The organism is Frondihabitans australicus (assembly GCF_003634555.1).
GTDB lineage: Bacteria > Actinomycetota > Actinomycetes > Actinomycetales > Microbacteriaceae > Frondihabitans > Frondihabitans australicus.
The window spans coordinates 3526851-3543890 of record NZ_RBKS01000001.1 but is presented as its reverse complement, the minus strand read 5'-3'; the positions used below and the strand labels follow the sequence as shown (position 1 = coordinate 3543890).

Annotated in this window: 15 protein-coding genes; 10 read left to right on the top strand and 5 right to left on the bottom strand. The window is 70.9% G+C overall.

Annotated elements, in window-relative coordinates:
* Positions 1-52 precede the first annotated feature (52 nt).
* On the top strand, positions 53-1099 hold the full coding sequence (locus C8E83_RS16920; protein WP_121371263.1) for a diacylglycerol/lipid kinase family protein: 1047 nt from the start codon (positions 53-55) through the stop codon (positions 1097-1099).
* 64 nt (positions 1100-1163) lie between these two features.
* Here C8E83_RS16920 and pheA read toward each other — a convergent pair whose 3' ends face one another.
* On the bottom strand, positions 1164-2147 hold the full coding sequence (gene pheA, locus C8E83_RS16915) for a prephenate dehydratase (protein ID WP_121371262.1): 984 nt from the start codon (positions 2145-2147) through the stop codon (positions 1164-1166).
* Positions 2148-2275: 128 nt separating this feature from the next.
* Here pheA and pgm point away from each other — a divergent pair, with 128 nt between their 5' ends.
* Positions 2276-3895, top strand: a complete 1620-nt coding sequence (gene pgm, locus C8E83_RS16910; RefSeq protein ID WP_121371261.1) for a phosphoglucomutase (alpha-D-glucose-1,6-bisphosphate-dependent) — start codon at positions 2276-2278, stop codon at positions 3893-3895.
* Between the two features lie 115 nt (positions 3896-4010).
* On the opposite strand, the gene C8E83_RS16905 is transcribed toward pgm, so the two are convergent.
* The 3 genes from C8E83_RS16905 to C8E83_RS16895 are packed head-to-tail and all read right to left on the bottom strand — an operon-like array spanning position 4011 to position 7383.
* Positions 4011-5720 carry an FAD-binding oxidoreductase gene (locus C8E83_RS16905; RefSeq protein WP_342768938.1) on the bottom strand — a complete coding sequence of 570 codons (1710 nt, stop codon included), beginning with the start codon at positions 5718-5720 and terminating at the stop codon, positions 4011-4013.
* On the bottom strand, positions 5717-6553 hold the full coding sequence (locus tag C8E83_RS16900) for a lysophospholipid acyltransferase family protein (protein WP_245981780.1): 837 nt from the start codon (positions 6551-6553) through the stop codon (positions 5717-5719). Before C8E83_RS16900 ends, C8E83_RS16905 begins: the two co-directional genes overlap by 4 nt.
* Positions 6550-7383 (bottom strand): SDR family NAD(P)-dependent oxidoreductase, encoded by an 834-nt coding sequence (locus C8E83_RS16895; RefSeq protein ID WP_121371260.1) that lies wholly within the window; start codon positions 7381-7383, stop codon positions 6550-6552. Before C8E83_RS16895 ends, C8E83_RS16900 begins: the two co-directional genes overlap by 4 nt.
* Before the next feature lie 79 nt (positions 7384-7462).
* Here C8E83_RS16895 and C8E83_RS16890 point away from each other — a divergent pair, with 79 nt between their 5' ends.
* The 8 genes from C8E83_RS16890 (at position 7463) to C8E83_RS16855 (ending at position 15821) form a co-directional block, all read left to right on the top strand.
* The gene (locus C8E83_RS16890; protein WP_121371259.1) at positions 7463-8284 is read left to right on the top strand and encodes a hypothetical protein; all 822 of its coding nucleotides are present in this window, start codon (positions 7463-7465) and stop codon (positions 8282-8284) included.
* Positions 8281-10629 (top strand): SDR family oxidoreductase, encoded by a 2349-nt coding sequence (locus tag C8E83_RS16885; RefSeq protein ID WP_245981778.1) that lies wholly within the window; start codon positions 8281-8283, stop codon positions 10627-10629. The genes C8E83_RS16890 and C8E83_RS16885 overlap by 4 nt, the downstream gene beginning before the upstream one ends.
* A 48-nt stretch (positions 10630-10677) precedes the next feature.
* Positions 10678-11514, top strand: a complete 837-nt coding sequence (locus tag C8E83_RS16880; protein ID WP_121371257.1) for a ferritin-like domain-containing protein — start codon at positions 10678-10680, stop codon at positions 11512-11514.
* A 108-nt stretch (positions 11515-11622) separates the two neighbouring features.
* Positions 11623-12345: a DUF4129 domain-containing protein gene (locus tag C8E83_RS16875; RefSeq protein WP_121371256.1), complete on the top strand. Its 723-nt coding sequence runs from the start codon at positions 11623-11625 to the stop codon at positions 12343-12345.
* A complete protein-coding gene (locus C8E83_RS16870) occupies positions 12327-12884 on the top strand; it encodes a hypothetical protein (protein ID WP_121371255.1) in 558 nt (185 codons plus the stop codon). Before C8E83_RS16875 ends, C8E83_RS16870 begins: the two co-directional genes overlap by 19 nt.
* Complete coding sequence (locus tag C8E83_RS16865; protein WP_245981775.1) at positions 12881-13942, top strand: AAA family ATPase; 1062 nt, start codon at positions 12881-12883, stop codon at positions 13940-13942. Before C8E83_RS16870 ends, C8E83_RS16865 begins: the two co-directional genes overlap by 4 nt.
* Complete coding sequence (locus tag C8E83_RS16860) at positions 13939-15300, top strand: DUF58 domain-containing protein (RefSeq protein WP_147430214.1); 1362 nt, start codon at positions 13939-13941, stop codon at positions 15298-15300. Before C8E83_RS16865 ends, C8E83_RS16860 begins: the two co-directional genes overlap by 4 nt.
* A complete protein-coding gene (locus tag C8E83_RS16855) occupies positions 15297-15821 on the top strand; it encodes a hypothetical protein (RefSeq protein WP_121371253.1) in 525 nt (174 codons plus the stop codon). Before C8E83_RS16860 ends, C8E83_RS16855 begins: the two co-directional genes overlap by 4 nt.
* Positions 15822-15888: 67 nt before the next feature.
* On the opposite strand, the gene C8E83_RS16850 is transcribed toward C8E83_RS16855, so the two are convergent.
* On the bottom strand, positions 15889-16836 hold the full coding sequence (locus C8E83_RS16850) for an amidase domain-containing protein (RefSeq protein WP_121371252.1): 948 nt from the start codon (positions 16834-16836) through the stop codon (positions 15889-15891).
* Positions 16837-17040 lie beyond the last annotated feature (204 nt).

Genomic DNA, 17040 nt, shown 5'->3' with positions numbered 1-17040 from the left:
GTTTTCCACAGGTGTAACGCGGCGTGCCTCGGCGTCGAATACGGTGGGGCCTATGAGCACTCCGCCGTCCCCTCCCGCGCCCGCCGTCCCGGCGCGGCCGCGCGACCAGGCGGCGGGTGAGCCCGCGACCGACGAGACGCCGAAGCGCACGGCCGCCGTCGTCTACAACCCGATCAAGGTCAACCTCGCCGAACTGAAGAAGTCGGTGCGGAAGCACCAGAAGAAGGCGGGGTGGGCCGAGACGCTCTTCTACGAGACGAGTGTCGACGATCCTGGGCTCGGAATGGCCAAGGCCGCCATGGAGGCGGGCGCCGACATGGTCATCGCCGCCGGGGGCGACGGCACCGTGCGCAACGTCGCCGAGGCCCTGCGCGGCACCCAGGTCGCGCTGGGGCTGCTGCCCTCCGGCACGGGCAACCTGCTGGCGCGCAACCTCAAGCTCACCCTCGACCACCTCGACTCGTCGATCGGCACGGCCTTCTCGGGCACCGATCGGCGCATCGACCTCGGCCTCGTCGAGATCGAGAACCCCGACGGCACCCGAGACAAGCGCGTGTTCGTCGTCATGGCCGGGCTCGGTCTCGACGCGCAGATGCTCGCCAACACGAACGACCGCCTGAAGAAGCGGGTCGGCTGGCTCGCCTACGTCGACGCCATCGCGCGCAGCCTGCGCGACAACAACGCGCTCACCATCAAGTACCGACTCGACGGCGGCGAGCGGAAGTCGATGAAGACGCACACGATCATCCTGGGCAACTGCGGCCTGCTGCCGGGCAACCTGCTGCTGCTGCCCGACGCTGCCATCGACGACGGCCTGTTCGACATCGTCGCGCTGCGCCCCGAGCGCAAGATCGACTGGATCGGCATCTGGGTCAAGATCGTGTGGGAGAACGGCATTCTGCGCCGGAGCCGCGCGGGTCGCCAGATCATGCGGCTCGCCCCCGACCTCAAGACGGTCCGCTACATGAAGGGCTCCGAGCTCGTGGTGCGCCTCGACTCGCCGCAGGACTTCGAGCTCGACGGCGACTCGCACGGCATGGCCGTCGCGATCAGGGCGCGCATCGACCCGCTCGCGCTCACGGTGCGGGTGCCGGCGTAGGGTCAGTCGCCGGGCTCGCCCGCACCCTGCCGGTCAGTCGCCGGGCTCGCCCGCACCCTGCCGGTCAGTCGCCGGGCTCGCCCGCGACCAGAGCGCGCAGCCAGTCGCGCGCTTCGACGAACGCCGTGTTGTCGTAGCGCGGCACGACCGTCACCTGCTCGCGATCGGCGCGCGGGTACGACCCGAGGAACTTCACGTTCGGGCTGAACCGCTTGAGCCCGAGCAGCGCGTCAGCTACCCGCTCGTCGAGGATGTGCCCGTCGAGGTCTATGACGAACCGGTACCGGCCGAGGGCGTCGCCGATCGGCCGCGACTGCAGCAGGCTCATGTTGATGCCGCGCGTGGCGAACTGCTCGAGCATGTCGAGCAGACCGCCGGCGCGGTCGTCGGGCAGCTCGGCGATGATCGACGTCTTGTCGGAGCCGGTGGCCGGCGGCACCGCGCCGGTGCGGCCGACGAGCACGAAGCGCGTCACCGCGTTCGGGTTGTCGCCGATCGATCGGGCGAGCACCTCGAGCGGGTAGTGGTCGGTGATGCCGGGCGGGGCGACTGCGGCGTCAGCGAGCGGACCCACTGATCCTGGCCCCGCATCGTCCACCGCGGGCAGCAGGGCGACGGCCGCCGCGACGTTGGACGTCGCCGGCAGGTGCTCGTGGTCGGGGCGTGCCCGCTCGAGCCAGAGCCTCGTCTGCGCGTACGCCACCGGGTGCGCGTTGACGACGCGCACGTCATCGAGCGTCGTGCCGGGGCGCGCGACCAGCACGAAGTCGACGGGCACCAGATATTCGCCCAGGATCCGCAGGCCCGGCACGTTGGCCAACGCGTCCTGAGTCGCCGAGACGCCCCCGTCGATCGAGTTCTCGATGGCGATCATGGCCGCGACGCTGCGCTCGGCCACGACGTCGGCGAGCGCCTCGCCCACGTTGTTGACGCTGCGCCAGGTCTTGCCCTGCGCCTCGGGCACCTGCTTCAGCGCGGCCTCCGTGAAGGTCCCGGCCGGCCCCAGGTACGAGTAGGTGGTCGCAGGATCGGAGGCGGGCTCTGGCATGCGTCCGAGCCTATCGGCACACCCGCCCGACCCGGCGGGGGCCCGCGCCCGGCGCGACCGCGCCGTCGCCCCGCGCCCGCGTGCCCGCGCCTGGGTCGCGCAGCCTCGCGGGGTGCCAGGATGATCCCATGACCAACCGCGCGGGAACCTACGCCGAAGACAGCGACCTCATCGACCCCGAGGAGGTGTCGGCGGCCTACTACGAGCTGATCCCCGACGTCTCGATCCCGGCCCAGAGGGTCGTGTTCGGCACCTCCGGCCACCGCGGGTCGTCGCTCGACACCGCCTTCAACGAGGCCCACATCGCCGCGATCACGCAGGCGATTTGCGAGTACCGCGCCGGGCAGGGCATCACCGGGCCGCTCTTCATCGGCCGCGACACTCACATCCTGTCGGGGCCGGCCGAGCGCACGGCGCTCGAGGTGCTCGCAGGCAACGGCGTGAGCGTGCTGGCCGACGCGGAGGGCGGGTACGTGCCCACGCCGGTGGTGTCTCACGCGATCCTGGTCTACAACAACGACGCCTCGCACGACGACGAGGCGGACGGCATCGTCGTCACGCCGAGCCACAACCCGCCCCGCGACGGCGGCTTCAAGTACAACCCGCCGCACGGCGGCCCCGCCGACAGCGACGCCACCTCGTGGATCGCGAACCGCGCGAACGAGATCATCGCAGGCGGCAACGCCGAGGTGAAGAAGAGCATGGTCAGCCCCGGCCGCCACGACTTCCTCCGCTCGTACGTCACCGACCTCGCCAACGTCATCGACTTCGACGCGATCAGGAAGGCCGGCATCCGCATCGGCGCCGACCCGCTCGGCGGGGCGAGCGTCGAGTACTGGGCGGCGATCCGCGACGCGTACGGCCTCGACCTGACCGTCATGAACCCGGGCGTCGACCCGACCTGGCGCTTCATGACGCTCGACTGGGACGAGAAGATCCGCATGGATCCGTCGAGCCCCTCGGTCATGGCCAGCGTCGTCGCTCGCAAGGACGAGTTCGACATCACGACCGGCAACGACGCCGACGCCGACCGGCACGGCATCGTCACGCCCGACGGCGGCCTCCTCAACCCGAACCACTACCTCGCGGTCGCGATCGAGTACCTCTACGCGCACCGGCCCGACTGGCGCCCCGACGCGGCGATCGGCAAGACGCTCGTGTCGTCGTCGATCATCGACCGCGTGGCCGAGTCGCTCGGCCGTCGCCTCTGGGAGGTTCCGGTCGGCTTCAAGTGGTTCGTGCCCGGGCTCGTCGACGGATCCGTCGCGTTCGGCGGCGAGGAGAGCGCCGGTGCGTCGTTCCTCCGTCGCGACGGCTCGGTGTGGACCACCGACAAAGACGGCATCATCCTGGCGCTCCTCGCGAGCGAGATCCTCGCGGTGACGGGCAAGTCGCCGTCGAAGCTCTACGACGAGCTCACCGAGCGATTCGGCGCGCCGATCTACCAGCGGGTCGACGCCGCCGCCTCGAAGGAGCAGAAGGCGCGCCTCGGCAAGCTCTCGGGCGCCGACATCACCGCGACCGAGCTGGCCGGCGACCCGATCACCGCGAAGCTCTCCGAGGCTCCCGGCAACGGGGCGGCCGTCGGCGGGGTGAAGGTCGTCACCGACAACGCCTGGTTCGCGGCCAGGCCGTCGGGCACCGAAGACGTCTACAAGATCTACGCCGAGTCGTTCGTCTCGGCGGAGCACCTGAAGACGGTGCAGGAGCAGGCGAAGACCATCGTCGACGCCGCCCTCGGCGCCTGACCTCGCCGTCCGCAGGGGGCCCCCGAGCCTCGTAGCGGGCCCTGCGCGACAAAACGCGACAATCGCGACGCCTCAGAGCGTCGCGATTGTCGCGTTTTGTCGCAGGGCGAGCGGGCTAGTGGCCCGTGACCTTGCCCGGGTTGAAGATGCGCTGCGAGTCGGTCGCGTCGAAGAGCGTCTGCACGAGACCCGCACCCGCCGCCGACACGTCGTCGGCGAGCCACGGAGCGTGCTCGAGGCCGACGCCGTGGTGGTGGCTGAGCGTGCCGCCCTCCTGGATGAAGGCGTCCTGGATCGCCTTCTTCACCACGTCGTACTGGCCGAGGGCGTCGTCGCCATGCTCGAAGGCGAAGGTGAAGTAGAGGCACGCGCCCGAGTGGTACGAGTGCGACAGGTGCGCCATGAGCAGGCCCTGCACGCCGATCTTCTCGAAGGCTCGGCCCGCGGCGGCGTAGACCTCGTTGTAGAGCGGAAGCAGCTTCGACCACGGGGCAGCGGTCTCGGACACGTCGGCCGCGCCGCCGTGGTCCATGAAGAAGTCGCGGAGGTACGGGGTGTCGAACTTCTTCTGGTCGTAGAGCACGCCCGGGCCCTTGCCGACGCCGAAGCCGCCGTGCTTCTTGACGATCTTCGACACGAGCTTCTCGTTGCGGTCGACGTGCTCGGACGACCCCTCGTAGCCGATGAACGAGAGGCAGATCTTCGAGAGGTCCCAGCCCTTGAGCTGCATGAACTTCTGCACGCCCTGGTTCAGCAGCGCCGAGATGCCCTTCGACTCCTTCGACGTCGCGAGCGACATCTCGGTCTCGAACGAGTTCGACACGCGCGTGACCGACGGGGTGGCGTCGCTCTCGGCGATCGCCTGCATGGCGCGGAGGCCGGCCTCCCAGGTCGGGAAGAAGTAGGCGAGAATCTCGCGCTTCTCGGGGATGCGGTGCACCTGGGCGGTGACCTCGGTGATGATGCCGAGCCGCCCCTCCGACCCCAGGATCATCTCGCGCAGGCTCGGCCCGGTCGACGTCGACGGCAGCGGTCGCAGCACGACGACGCCCTCGGGGCGGACGACGCGCAGGCCGCGGGTGATGTCGGCGATGTCGCCGAACTTGTCGGACTGCATGCCCGACGAGCGGGTGGCGACCCAGCCGCCGAGGGTCGAGTGCGTGAAGCTGTCGGGGAAGTGGCCGAGGGTCCAGCCCTTGGCGTTCAGCTGCTCCTCGATGTCGGGGCCCTGGGCGCCGGCCTGGATGCGAGCGAGACCGGCGTCCTCGTCGATGTCGAGGACGCGGTCGAGGCGGCCCATGTCGAGGGAGACGACGGTCCGCTGCTCCTGTGCCATCGGCTCGAGCGAACCCGCGATGTTGCTGCCGCCGCCGAACGGGATCAGGACGAGGTCGTGCTCGACCGCAGCGGCGACGATCTTCGCCACCTCGGACTCGGTGGCCGGGTAGACCACGACGTCGGGCACGCGCGGGAACACGCCGCCTCGGATGCGGAAGAGATCGCGGATGCTCTTGCCGTAGGTGTGGACGACGCGCTCGAGGTCGCCCGAGACGACGTTGCCCTCGCCGACGATGGTGGCCAGGGCCGAGGCGACCGGCTCGGTGAGGTGAGACGCGGGGATGTCGAGGTCGTCGAACGACGGCGCCCCGGTGACGGCATCGGCCCAGAGGTCGACGCCGACCATCTTCTTGACGAAGGGGGCGAAGTTCGGTTTGTCCTCGTGGTGGAAGGCCACCCCTTCGACGCCCCAGCCCCACCACTTCATGTGCTTGACGTCGGGGCCGGTCGCTGCGCCCGGGGCGGTCTTCGGCTTGAGATCGGTCACGGGTGTGCTCCTTCGGACGGTGCGGACTCGCCAAGGATATCGGCGGAATACTGACTCTTGAGTCGGAGGATCTCGTCGCGGAGCCGCTCGGAGAACGCGACCGGGTTCTCGCCGACCATCGGCCGCATCGGCTCGCCGAACGCGACGCCGACCGGCAGACGGCCGGGTCGCGGCCAGTGGGATCCGCGCGGGTGGGCGATGTTGGCGCCGATGAGGGCGAGCGGCACGATCGGCACGTCGCAGGCGGCGGCCAGACGCGCGGCGCCCGGCTTGAAGCGGGCCATGGTGCCGTCCTTCGAGCGGGTGCCCTCGGGGAAGACCAGCACCGGGAATCCGCGCTGGAGCAGCGACGCCGCGCTCACCGACGGGTCCTCCCGCGAGCTCCGCTTCTTCTTGGCCTTGCCGGAGCGCTGGATCGGGAATGCGTTGAAGAAGAGACGTGTCAGCCCCCGCCTCCACCACACGTCGAAGAAGTAGTCGGCCGCCGCGCCCGTCGCGAGGTAGCGCGAGAGCTTGCGAGGCAGGGCGCCGACGATGAGCGGCGCGTCGAGGTGGCTGGAATGGTTCGCGATCAGCACGAACCCGCCCTCGAGGCCCTTGAGCTTCTCGCGGCCGAGCACGGTGACGTTGGTGATCGACCACACGGTCGGCTTCATCACCCAGCGCTGCGCGACGAAGCGCGCGGAGGCGTGCAGGCCCGAGCTGAAGCGGTCGTTGATGTCGACGGCGGTGGTGCTCACGCGGTCGGCGACCCGCGACAGCCGGGGGTGACTGGGGGCCTCAGGAGCCGACGGGGCCTCTTCGCGCTCGTCGTCGCGTTCGCTCACGGTCACGACCCCGCCTGGTGAGCGTCGCCGGCCGAGCCCACGGGCGCGCCCGGCTCGTGCCCCGCCGACTCGCTGGACCGGCTCGACGAGATCGCCGCCGACACCGCCCGGACGGCGGCCTTGGGCGCGTGGCGGAGGAGCCCGACGAGGGCCTTGTAGCGGATCGTGGGAACGGAGATGACCTTGCCCTTCTCGACGTCGCGCAGGCATGCGCTGACGAGTTCTTCGGTGCCGAGCCACAGGGAGTTGGGGATCTTCGAGGTGCCGATCGAGGCGCGCTGGTGGAACTCGGTCCGGACCCAGCCGGGCAGGAGGGCCGTCACGGTGACGCCGGTGCCCCGGAGCTCGACCGAGAGGCCCTCCGAGAACGACGTGACCCACGACTTGATGGCGGAGTACGTGCCCATGGCGAGGAGGCCCGCGGTCGAGGAGACGTTCACGATCCTGCCGTGGCCCCTCGCCCTCATCGAGCGCGCCGCTGCGCCGGAGAGAACGAGCACGGCTCGGCACATGACCTCGAAGCCGCGGTCGTGCGCGGCGACATCAGGAGAGGTCAGCGGCACGTGCATGCCGAAACCGGCATTGTTCACGAGCAGGTCGACCGGGCGCGCAGGATCCTCGAGTCTCTCGGCGACCCGCTGCACGTCTTCTCGACTCGCGAGGTCTGCCACGAGCACCTCGACGGCGCGACCGCGCGCTGCGAGCTCCGTCGCCATCGACGCGAGCCTCGCCTCGTCTCGGGCCACGAGCACGAGGTCGTACCCTTGATGTGCGAGCTGGCGGGCGAATTCGGCACCGATGCCGGACGTGCCCCCGGTCACGAGCGCTACAGCCATGCCGCTTACGATACGGTGCCTTCGGGCATCTTCGTGCATCGATCACTGCCGAAGACCGGCCCCGAGAGGTTCAGCATCCATGACGACCAGCAGTTCTGCGGGCAACGCGGGCGCGTTCGACATCCGCGAGTTCACGCGCACGGCGCAGGGCAACTTCCGGTCGGAGCTCGACCTGGCCGCGTACGAGTCGGCTCCCCTCGATACCGCCACCCTCGAGATGCTGCGCTATCTGACCCGTCTCGAGTCGGCGACCATGGAGCACCTCCGCAACCTGCTCGTGACCGCGACCCACAAGGACGCCCGCGTCACCGCCTTCCTCGTGACCTGGGCCTTCGAGAAGTTCTGGATGGCCGACGCCCTCGACGCCGTGGTCGAGGCGAACGGGATGCCCCGCATGAAGACCGTGCCGGAGGGGTCGCCCCGACGCTCGGCGGACGAGATCGTGCAGCGCTCCGGGCCGGTCCGACGGGCCCTCGCGGCGGTCGGCCTCGGCGCTCCCATCGTCTGCACCCACATGACCTTCGGCCTCATCGACGAATGGATACTTCGAACGGCATATGACCGCGTGAAACAGAACTCCGGCTCGCCGGCGCTCGTCGCCACCCTCGAGCGCATCCAGCACATCAAGACCCGCCACGAGGCGTTCTTCGCCGACGAGGCGGACTGGCGTCTGCGCGACTCCACCCGCGCCGTGCGCCAGACGCGCGCCGCCCTGCTGACGGCCGTCTGGCCGATCGGGGCCGTCGAGCGTGCCGCGGCCGACCGCGACATGTTCGAGCGCTACGTCTTCGGCGACGCCGAAGGGCTCGCCGCGGCCGAGAGCATCGGCTCGCGCGTCGCCGGGCTGCCCGGTCTCGATGCGCGCGTCGGCCAGGCGACGACCCGGAAGCTCCTCCCGTGAGCCCGCGCGCACCGAAGGGGCCAGCTGTGCCGGCGTTCGACGACGGCCTCGCGTTCGAGGGCCTCGGGGTCTCGCTCGGGTCGGCGCACGTGCTGCTCACCGGGGGCACCGGGTTCGTCGGCCAGGCCATTCTCGAGCGGCTGCTGTCCGATCATCCTGCGACCACGGTCTCGCTGCTGATCCGCACGAAAGGCTCGACCTCGGGCGACGACCGTCTGCGCCACCTCCTGCGCAAGCCGGTGTTCAAGCGCTGGCGCGAGGAGGTCGGGGCCGAGGGCGTCGAGAAGGCCATCGCCGAGCGCCTGCGCGTGCTCGAGGGCGGGCTCGACTCGGTTCCGCCCCTGCCGAACGACCTCGATCTCGTGATCCACTCGGCGTCGAGCGTGTCGTTCGACCCGCCGATCGACCAGGCGTTCGAGACGAACGTCGGCGGCGCGGTCGGGCTCTACGAGGCGCTGCTCGCGACGGGCACCGACCCGCACGTCGTCCACGTGTCGACCGCCTACGTCGGCGGCCTGCGCAAGGGCATCTTCCCCGAGGCGTCGCTGACGCACGACGTCGACTGGCGGGCCGAGTTCGAAGCCGCCCGGGCCGCGCGCTCCCGCGTCGAGCTTGCGTCGCGCCAGCCCGAGGTGCTGCGGCGCTTCCTGGCCGAGGCGCGCGCGAAGCACGGCAAGGAGGGGCCGCTCGCGGTCTCGAGCCACGCCGAGGAGGCGCGGGTCGCCTGGGTCAAGGCGAAGCTCGTCGACCACGGCCGCACCCGCGCGGAGAGCCTCGGCTGGACGGACGTCTACACGCTCACCAAGGCGTTCGCCGAGCGCGCCGCCGAGCAGATGTGGGCTGCCGCCGGCCACCGACTCTCGTTCGTGCGGCCCGCGATCGTCGAGAGCGCCCTGCGGCACCCGTACCCAGGCTGGATCGACGGGTTCAAGGTCGCCGACCCGCTGATCATGGCCTACGGCCGCGGCATGCTGCCCGAGTTCCCTGGCGTGCCCGACAGCGTCCTCGACGTGATCCCGGTCGACTTCGTCGTGAACGTGATCCTGCTCGTCGCCGCGAATCCCGCTCCCGCGGGCGAGCCCCAGTACTTCCACTCGTCGTCGGGTGCGAGCAACCCGTTCCCGATCCACCGGATGTTCACGAACCTCAACCGGTTCTTCACGGCGCACCCGGTGCCGACGCCCGACCAGGGCTCGATCGAGGCCGCCGACTGGCGGTTCCCCGGCGTCCGTCGCGTCGAGCGCGCCGTCCGCCTCCGGGCTCGGATCAACGACGCCCGCGAGCGCCTCGTGGTCCGGCTGCCCGCGAGCGACCGGACCAGGCGGATCCTGGCCGACGTCGACGAGCGGCGAGGCAACCTCGAGTCGCTGCAGAGCCTCACCGACCTCTACCGTCACTACATCCAGTCCGAGATCATCTTCGACGACGGCCACACGAAGGCCCTCCAGGCCCGTCTCGTCGCCACGCAGCCGGCCGAGGTGTCGGTCGACGTCGGCTTCGACGTGACCGACATCGACTGGGAGCAGTTCTTCCAGGAGATCCACTTCCCGGCGATCACGACGATGACCCGCGCGTTCTCCGTGCGCGGCGGCTCCGTCGAGCGGGCCGAGCCGCCGCTGCCCCAGCGCAGCGACATCGTGGCGGTGTTCGACCTCGAGGGCACCGTCGTCGACTCCAACATCGTCGAGCAGTACCTCTGGGTTAGGGGCGCAGGATTCGGGAAGGCCGCCTGGCCGGGCGAGGTCGCCTCCCTGCTGGCCTCCCTGCCGAGCTACCTCCGCGCCGAGCAGCGAGACCGCGGCGAGTTCATCCGGTCGTTCCTGAGGCGCTACGAGGGGATGCCCGTCGCGCGGCTCGAGGAGGTCGTCTCGAAGGGCTTCGCGCAGACGATGCTGCGGCACACCATGCCCGAGGCGCTGGAGCGGATCGCGGCCCACCGCGCGGCCGGCCATCGCACGATCCTGGTCACCGGCTCAATCGGCACGCTCGCGCAGCCGCTGGCCGGGCTCTTCGACGAGGTCGTCGCCGGAACGATGCATGCCCGTGACGGCATCTTCACCGGGTACCTCGCGGCACCGCCGCTCGTCGACGAGGCGAGGGCGGCCTGGCTGAAGCAGTACGCCGAACGGAACGGCTTCGATCTGGCCTCCTCGTACGGCTACGGAGACAGCCACTCCGACCTCGTCTGGCTGGAACTCCTGGGAAATCCCAGTGCGGTGAACCCCGACCCCAATCTGTCTCGGGAGGCCCTCCGAAGAAGGTGGGCGATCCGAAACTGGAAGCGAGGCCCTTACGGCGAGACCTCGAAGTACATACAATCGTCGACAGGCGTCGCAGACGCGTAGAACCCGGAAGGAGCAGGAGTCGGCAATATATGCCGCCTCCGGTATGCAATGGCATTCGACATCGACAAGTACGCCGCCGGCTCAGAGCGCCTCGGCTGGGACGACCTCGATCTCGATCACTTCCGGCAGAACCCGCTCTCACCCGAGTCGCTCCGTGTGCTCCGGTACATGTGCGACGTCGAGTACCACACCGTCTGCTACACCCGTGACCTCCTCACCACGCCCTCGCACAAGGAGGGCGACATCTCCACGTTCATGACGATGTGGAACCGCGAGGAGTTCTGGCACGGCGAGGCTCTCGGCGCCGTCCTCGACGTCCACGGCATCACCGTCGACTACGACGCCCTCCGGGCTTCCCGCCTCAAGCTCGGCTGGCGCGACCGCCTCGACCCGATCAAGCAGTCCATGCTCGGCAAGATCGTCGGCAGCGACTTCGTTGCCGTGCACATGTCGTGGGGTGCGGCGAACGAGTGGTCCGCCGTGAGCGCGTACAAGCGCATGGCCGACCTCGAGACCGATCCGGTGCTGGGCGAGCTCCTGCGCCGCATCGCGAAGCAGGAGACGCGTCACGTCGCCTTCTACGTGTCGCAGGCCCGCGAGCGCCTGCTCAAGAGCACCCGCGCACAGAAGCTCACCCGACTCCTGCTCTCGAAATTCTGGGCGCCCGTCGGCTCGAGCATCAGCGAGCGCGAGGACGTCCAGTTCGTCTTCAACCAGATCATGTCGGGCCCCGAGGGTCGCAAGGAGATCCAGAAGCTCGACGCCAACATCGCCGGCCTGCCCGGCATGAAAGGTCTCCGGATCTTCGAGAAGGCGCTCGACGGCCTCGGCATCACCGCGTCCTCCACGGCTCCCCTGCGGGCCGGCGTGCCTGCGGCCGTCTGAGCCGTCCTCGTCATCCGATCCGTCTGGGTCGTGTGCATCGTTCGAGTTCTCCACAGGTGACCGCCGCGCGCGACGGTCGCCACAGCCCCGTCGGGTAGCGTTTCGGGAATGGCGGAGCCCACGACCGAGCGGCGAGCGCCGGTCGCGGTGCTCGTGGCCGGCGGTCTGGGCGTGCTCATCGCCGTCGGTGCCGCCGTCGGCGGCTCCCTGAACTTCACCGGGCCGCGCTGGCTTCCGGGTTTCCACCCCACCAGGGCGGTGATCACGAGCACGCCGATGCCGCAGGGGTCAGGCACCCCGACGCCGAAGCCCCCGGTCACCGCGGTGCACGTGCCGAACCTGGGCTGGATCGCGATCGTGCTCGGCGTCGTCCTCCTGGCGGCGATCGCCTATTTCGTCGTGCGCTGGCTGCTGAACCGGCGTCGCCGGCCGGACGGGACGGGCGGCGAGCTCCAGGCCGTGCCCGACCTCGAGAGCCTCCCCGACGACCCCTCGATCGAGACGAGTATGCCCTACCTGCGGCGCGGCCTCGAGCGAGCGCTCGATGCGCTCGACGGTGGTCGTCGGCCGACCGACGCGATCGTCGAGGCGTGGCTCGGCCTGCAGGAGGCTGCGGAGGACGCGGGCTTCCAGCGCCAGAGCGCCGAGACGCCGACGGAGTTCACGACGAGGATCCTCCGGCGCGTCGACGTCGACCCGGCGGCTCTCGCCGAGCTCCGGCGCCTCTATCTCGGTGTTCGGTTCGGCGACCACGTCGCCACGGACGACGACGTCGACACGGCGCGCTCCGCCCTCCTCACGCTGCAGCGGCAATGGGCGGCCACGTCGTGAAGGGCGTGCGGTTCTTCGCTCCCCCGCTGCGCCGGCTCTCCGTCGCGGTGATCGTCTTCGCCGTCGTCATCGGCGGGGTGGTCTGGTACTTCGGCCTCGGAATCCCGCAGTCGGCCCTCGTGGCCGTCGCTTTCGCCGCGGTCGGCGCCACCTGGATCGCCGTGCAGGAGGGCGAGAAGATCGACTGGCCGAAGCCTCCCGCTCGCCGCACGCCCGGCGCTCGGCGCGACCTCGAGACGCTGAGCTGGTCGATGAAGACGCGCGGCGGCGTCGGCGGGCAGTCGCTCGCCCGGGTCCGCGAGGCGACACGGCACCGACTCCTCTTCCTCTACGGCCTCGACCTGTACGACCCCGCCGACCGGGAGGCCGTCGAGAGGTATCTCGCGCCGGGTGTGGTGCGGATCCTGCTCACGCCGTCTCAGAACAATCTGAACCTGTCCACCTTCACGCGCTGCCTGACCGCCCTCGAGCGGCTCGGCAGCCCGTCCGCGCCCGGCGGACACGCCGGCACCAGCACCGAGAGGCACTTCCGCCCGTGACGACGTCCACCCCCTCCACCGAGCCCGCCCTCTCGATCGGCGACGTCTCGCGACTGTCCGCCGCGATCCTCGAGCAGGTCGGCAGCGTCGTCGTCGGAATGCGCGAGCCGCTCGAGCTGGCCCTGGCGAGCATCCTGGCCGGCGGTCACGTGCTCTTCGAGGACGTCCCGGGTCTCGGCAAAACGCTCGCCGCACGCAGCATCGCCGAGGCGACCGGCCTCGACTTCCGTCGCCTGCAGTGCACGCCCGACCTGCTGCCCGCCGACATCACCGGCTCGTTCCTCTACGCCCCGGCCGAGGCTGAGTTCGTGTTCCGGCCCGGCCCGGTCTTCACCGGGCTCTTCCTGGCCGACGAGATCAACCGCACGTCGCCGAAGACGCAGTCTGCGCTCCTCGAGGCGATGGCGGAGGGGCAGGTGACGGTCGAGGGGCAGAGCTTCCCGCTGCCGAGCCCGTTCCACGTCATAGCGACGTCGAACCCGATCGAGTACGAGGGCACCTACGCGCTGCCCGAGGCGCAGCTCGACCGCTTCATGGTGCGCCTGTCGGTCGGCTACCCGAGCCGCGAGAGCGAGCAGCGCGTGCTCCTGAACCGCGTCGCCCGGCAGCGCGAGGTCGCCAGCGTCGAGGCCGTCATCACGCCCGAGACCCTCCGCTCGATGCAGGCGACCGTCGAGAGCGTGCACGTCGACCCCGACATCGCTCTGTACTGCGTCGACCTCGTCAACGGCACCCGGACGCACCGCGACGTGCAGGTCGGCGCCTCGCCGCGCGGCGCCCAGGGCCTCATGCTCGTCGGCCGCGCCCGCGCGGTCATGGAGGGCCGCGACTTCGTCGCCCCGGAAGACGTCAAGGCCGCCGCCGTCCCCGTCCTCGCCCACCGCATCTCTCTGACGCCGCAGGCCTGGGCGAACGGCGTCGACGCGGCCGCCGTCGTCACCGGCATCGTCGCCCAGGTCGCCGGCCCGCCCGCGGTCGGGGCTCGCGGTGCCGGCTCGCAGGCGGCCGCGCCGTCCGTCGGCGGGGCGCTCTCGACCGGGTCGCAGGAGCCCGCGTGACACCCCCACCCCCCGACGCCGGCCCGCCCGCCCCGCCTGCCGACACCACGCGCGAGCGCCCACGCTGGTCGGTGACTCCGCCCGTGGCGTTCAGCGGGGCCGGAGTCGCGCTGCTGCTCGGGGTGGCGCTCGTCTCGGGCCGCGCGGAGTTCGCCCTGCTCGCGCTCCCGGCGATCCTGGGCATCGCTCTGGGCCTCGACCGGCGGCCCCGGCGCGACGCCGAGGTGACGGTCGGCACGCGCCTGGCCCCCGACGACGACGCCACCGGCGTCGGGTACCGCATCACCTTCGACCTGCCCGACGCCGTCGACGGCGTCGCCGTGCAACTGGTCTCGGCCGACAACCTCACGCACCGCTTCGCCGTCGACGCCGAGACGGCCAGGGCGGGTGTGGGCGGCAGGATCCCGGTCACCCACTCCGGCCCGCAAGAGATAGTCCGCCTGCACTACTCGCTGCTCGGCGCCCGCGGCACCGCCCTCACGTCGCCCGACCCCGGCCCCGCGAGCCGACGGCTGATCCCGCCGCCGCGGCTGCGCATGGAGAGCCTCCCGCTGCCGCACCGGGTCGTCGGCATCACCGGCGCACACTCGTCGGCGACCCCGGGTGACGGCGGTGAGTTCCGCGACATCGCGCTCTTCGCCCCGGGCGACCGGCTCCGCCGGATCGACTGGAAGGCGACCGCGAGGCGTTCCCAGCGGCCCGGCGAGCTCTACGTGCGCCGCAGCTTCTCGACCGCCGACGCCATCGTCATGCTCGTGCTCGACGATCGCGACGAGCTCGGCCCCGACGTCTCGCTCTGGTCGGGAGCGCGCGGCGCCACGGCCGACGCGACCTCCCTCGACCTCGGCCGCGAGGCCGCGTCGTCGCTCGCCGCCGCGTACATCGCGGCCGGCGACCGGGTCGGCCTGCGCGACCTCGCGGGGACTGCCCGCTCCGTCGAGCCCGGCGGGAGCACCCGGCACCTCGAGCGCCTGCAGTCCACGATCGCCCTCGCGGCGCCGACCGGCGAGCCCGTGCGCAACGCGCGAACCCCGCTCGTGCCCGCGTCCTCGCTCGTGATCGTCCTGTCGACCTTCCTCGACGACCCCGCCGCGACCATGGCCATCTCCTGGGCCTCGACCGGGCACCGGGTGATCGCCGTCGACACCCTGCCGGAGCCCGACGTGCGGCGCCTCACCCACGAGGAACGCGCCGCCTACAGCCTGATCATGGTCGAGCGGAACGATCGGATCGACGGCATGGTCGCCTCGGGCGTCGAGCCGGTGCGCTGGCAGCCGCTGAAGGGCGGCACGGGCCCCTCGTCGATGCCGGCGAGCGTGCAGCTGCGCATGCTGAGCCGACCCAGGAGGGTGCGATGAGCCGCGCCCCCGGGTTCCCCGCGCTCGGGCGGACGATGCCGGCGCTCGTCCTCACCGCGGCGACGGGTGTCGTCGGGATCCTGGGTGCCTGGGTCGCGATCGGAGTCAGCGGCTGGCTGGTCGTGTCGCTGCTGCTGATCCTCGGCGCCATGCTCCTGCCGCGCGGGCCGATGGTCGCCCTGCTGACCCTGCAGTGGGCGTTCGCGCTCGTCGTGGCAGGCCCTCGCGGCTACACGTGGCAGTTCGCCGTCGTCCTCGCGGCCGGGCACCTGCTCTTCACGCTCGGCAGCCTGTGCGCCTGGCTTCCGCTGCGGGCGCGGGTGCAGCTGCGGCTCCTGCGAGCCCCGCTCCTCCGCTACGTGGCGGTGCAGGTCGCCTGCCAGGCCATCGCGTTCGCCGTGCTCACCCTGCTGGCGCCCGGGGCACAGGGCGTCGTCTGGCTCGCCGTCGTCGCGTCCGTCGCGGCCCTCGCCCTGGCGGCCCTGGTGCTCGTCCCCGCACTTCTCCGCCCCGCCCGGTAAACGCCCGCTGAGAGTCCAGGAATGGCGGGAATCAGCCCCGAATTCCGCCGAATGCGGACACTCGGCGCTAGCGGAAGGACTTCGGGAGGGCGTAGAACCAGACGGTGGCGCCGGGGTGGTCCTTGGTGATGGTGGTCTGGAGGTCGCGGTAGTCGTAGTCGAGGTTGTGGCCGACGAGCTTGATGATGGTGCTCGAACTCGCTGCGCTCGTCGAGCCGCTCGCCGACGAGCCCGAGCCCGAAGACGTCGCCGCCGCGGAGACAGCGCTCACCATCATCACGTGGTCGGGGATCCCGTTGCCGTTCCAGTCGAAGTAGGCGAGGTCGCCGATCTGCACCTGCGACTCCTGTGCGCTGGTCAGCCGGGTGAAGCCGAGCGACGGCGCGAGGTCGTTGAAGGCCGGCGCGTAGCCCCAGGAGGACGAGTGCGACGAGGCCGAGTCGTAGAACCACGACGACGACTTCGGCAGACCGCCCGCGAGGAGCGACTGCGACACGAAGTTCTGGCAGTCGCCGCCGACCGAGTCGAAGTTGAGGTAGGCGGGGTTGTAGGTGGGCGCGTTCCAGTGCGCGAAGGCGTACTGCATCTGCTTGTCGACGCCCGTACGAGGCGCCCAGGTGTAGGTGAGTGCGCGAGCCGAGGCGACCACGGTCGTCCCCCTGTACGCGACCACGCCGCCCGACGACGGCTGGAAGTTCACGGCGCTCGGCACGACGGCCTTCACCGATGTCGCGGAGACGGCCGTGACCGACGGCGAGTCGACCCCGTTGAACACGACGCGCGTGACGCCGGTGAGCGAGACGCCGGCGAGGGCCACGGTCTCTCCGCCGACGAGCGACCCCGACGTGGAGGAGAGCGACGTGACGCGAGGAGCAGCGGGAGTCGCGACGGCAGTCGCCGATCCTGCGCCCGCCCCCTTCGACGCACCGGAACCCGCCGAAGCCGCCGTGCACGCCGCGAGCGCAGCCGTCGCCGCCACAGCCACGCCACCCGCCAGGAACGCCCTGCGCTTCATCCGACACCTCTCCGCCCCGAGAGCGGAATCACCCCGGAAGCCGGGCGCAACGCTACCAAAACAACATCGCAGTCTCGCGCGTACCGTGAGCCTCACGCGCAACTCTCACACCAGGATCAGAGGTAGACGATGTCCAGCGCCAGTTCAGCACGCAGCCGTTCAGCACGCGGAGAGACGGTCGACACGACGACCTCGCCGGTCGAG

Bases quoted from the DNA above. Each gene is read 5' to 3' on its own strand.
- C8E83_RS16920 (WP_121371263.1), top strand. From the start codon at position 53: ATGAGCACTCCGCCGTCCCCTCCCGCGCCCGCCGTCCCGGCGCGGCCG.
- C8E83_RS16855 (WP_121371253.1), top strand. From the start codon at position 15,297: ATGAGCCGCGCCCCCGGGTTCCCCGCGCTCGGGCGGACGATGCCGGCG.
- pheA (WP_121371262.1), bottom strand. From the start codon at position 2,147: ATGCCAGAGCCCGCCTCCGATCCTGCGACCACCTACTCGTACCTGGGG.
- C8E83_RS16895 (WP_121371260.1), bottom strand. From the start codon at position 7,383: ATGGCTGTAGCGCTCGTGACCGGGGGCACGTCCGGCATCGGTGCCGAA.
- C8E83_RS16880 (WP_121371257.1), top strand. From the start codon at position 10,678: ATGGCATTCGACATCGACAAGTACGCCGCCGGCTCAGAGCGCCTCGGC.
- C8E83_RS16875 (WP_121371256.1), top strand. From the start codon at position 11,623: ATGGCGGAGCCCACGACCGAGCGGCGAGCGCCGGTCGCGGTGCTCGTG.
- C8E83_RS16870 (WP_121371255.1), top strand. From the start codon at position 12,327: ATGGGCGGCCACGTCGTGAAGGGCGTGCGGTTCTTCGCTCCCCCGCTG.
- pgm (WP_121371261.1), top strand. From the start codon at position 2,276: ATGACCAACCGCGCGGGAACCTACGCCGAAGACAGCGACCTCATCGAC.
- C8E83_RS16850 (WP_121371252.1), bottom strand. From the start codon at position 16,836: ATGAAGCGCAGGGCGTTCCTGGCGGGTGGCGTGGCTGTGGCGGCGACG.
- C8E83_RS16890 (WP_121371259.1), top strand. From the start codon at position 7,463: ATGACGACCAGCAGTTCTGCGGGCAACGCGGGCGCGTTCGACATCCGC.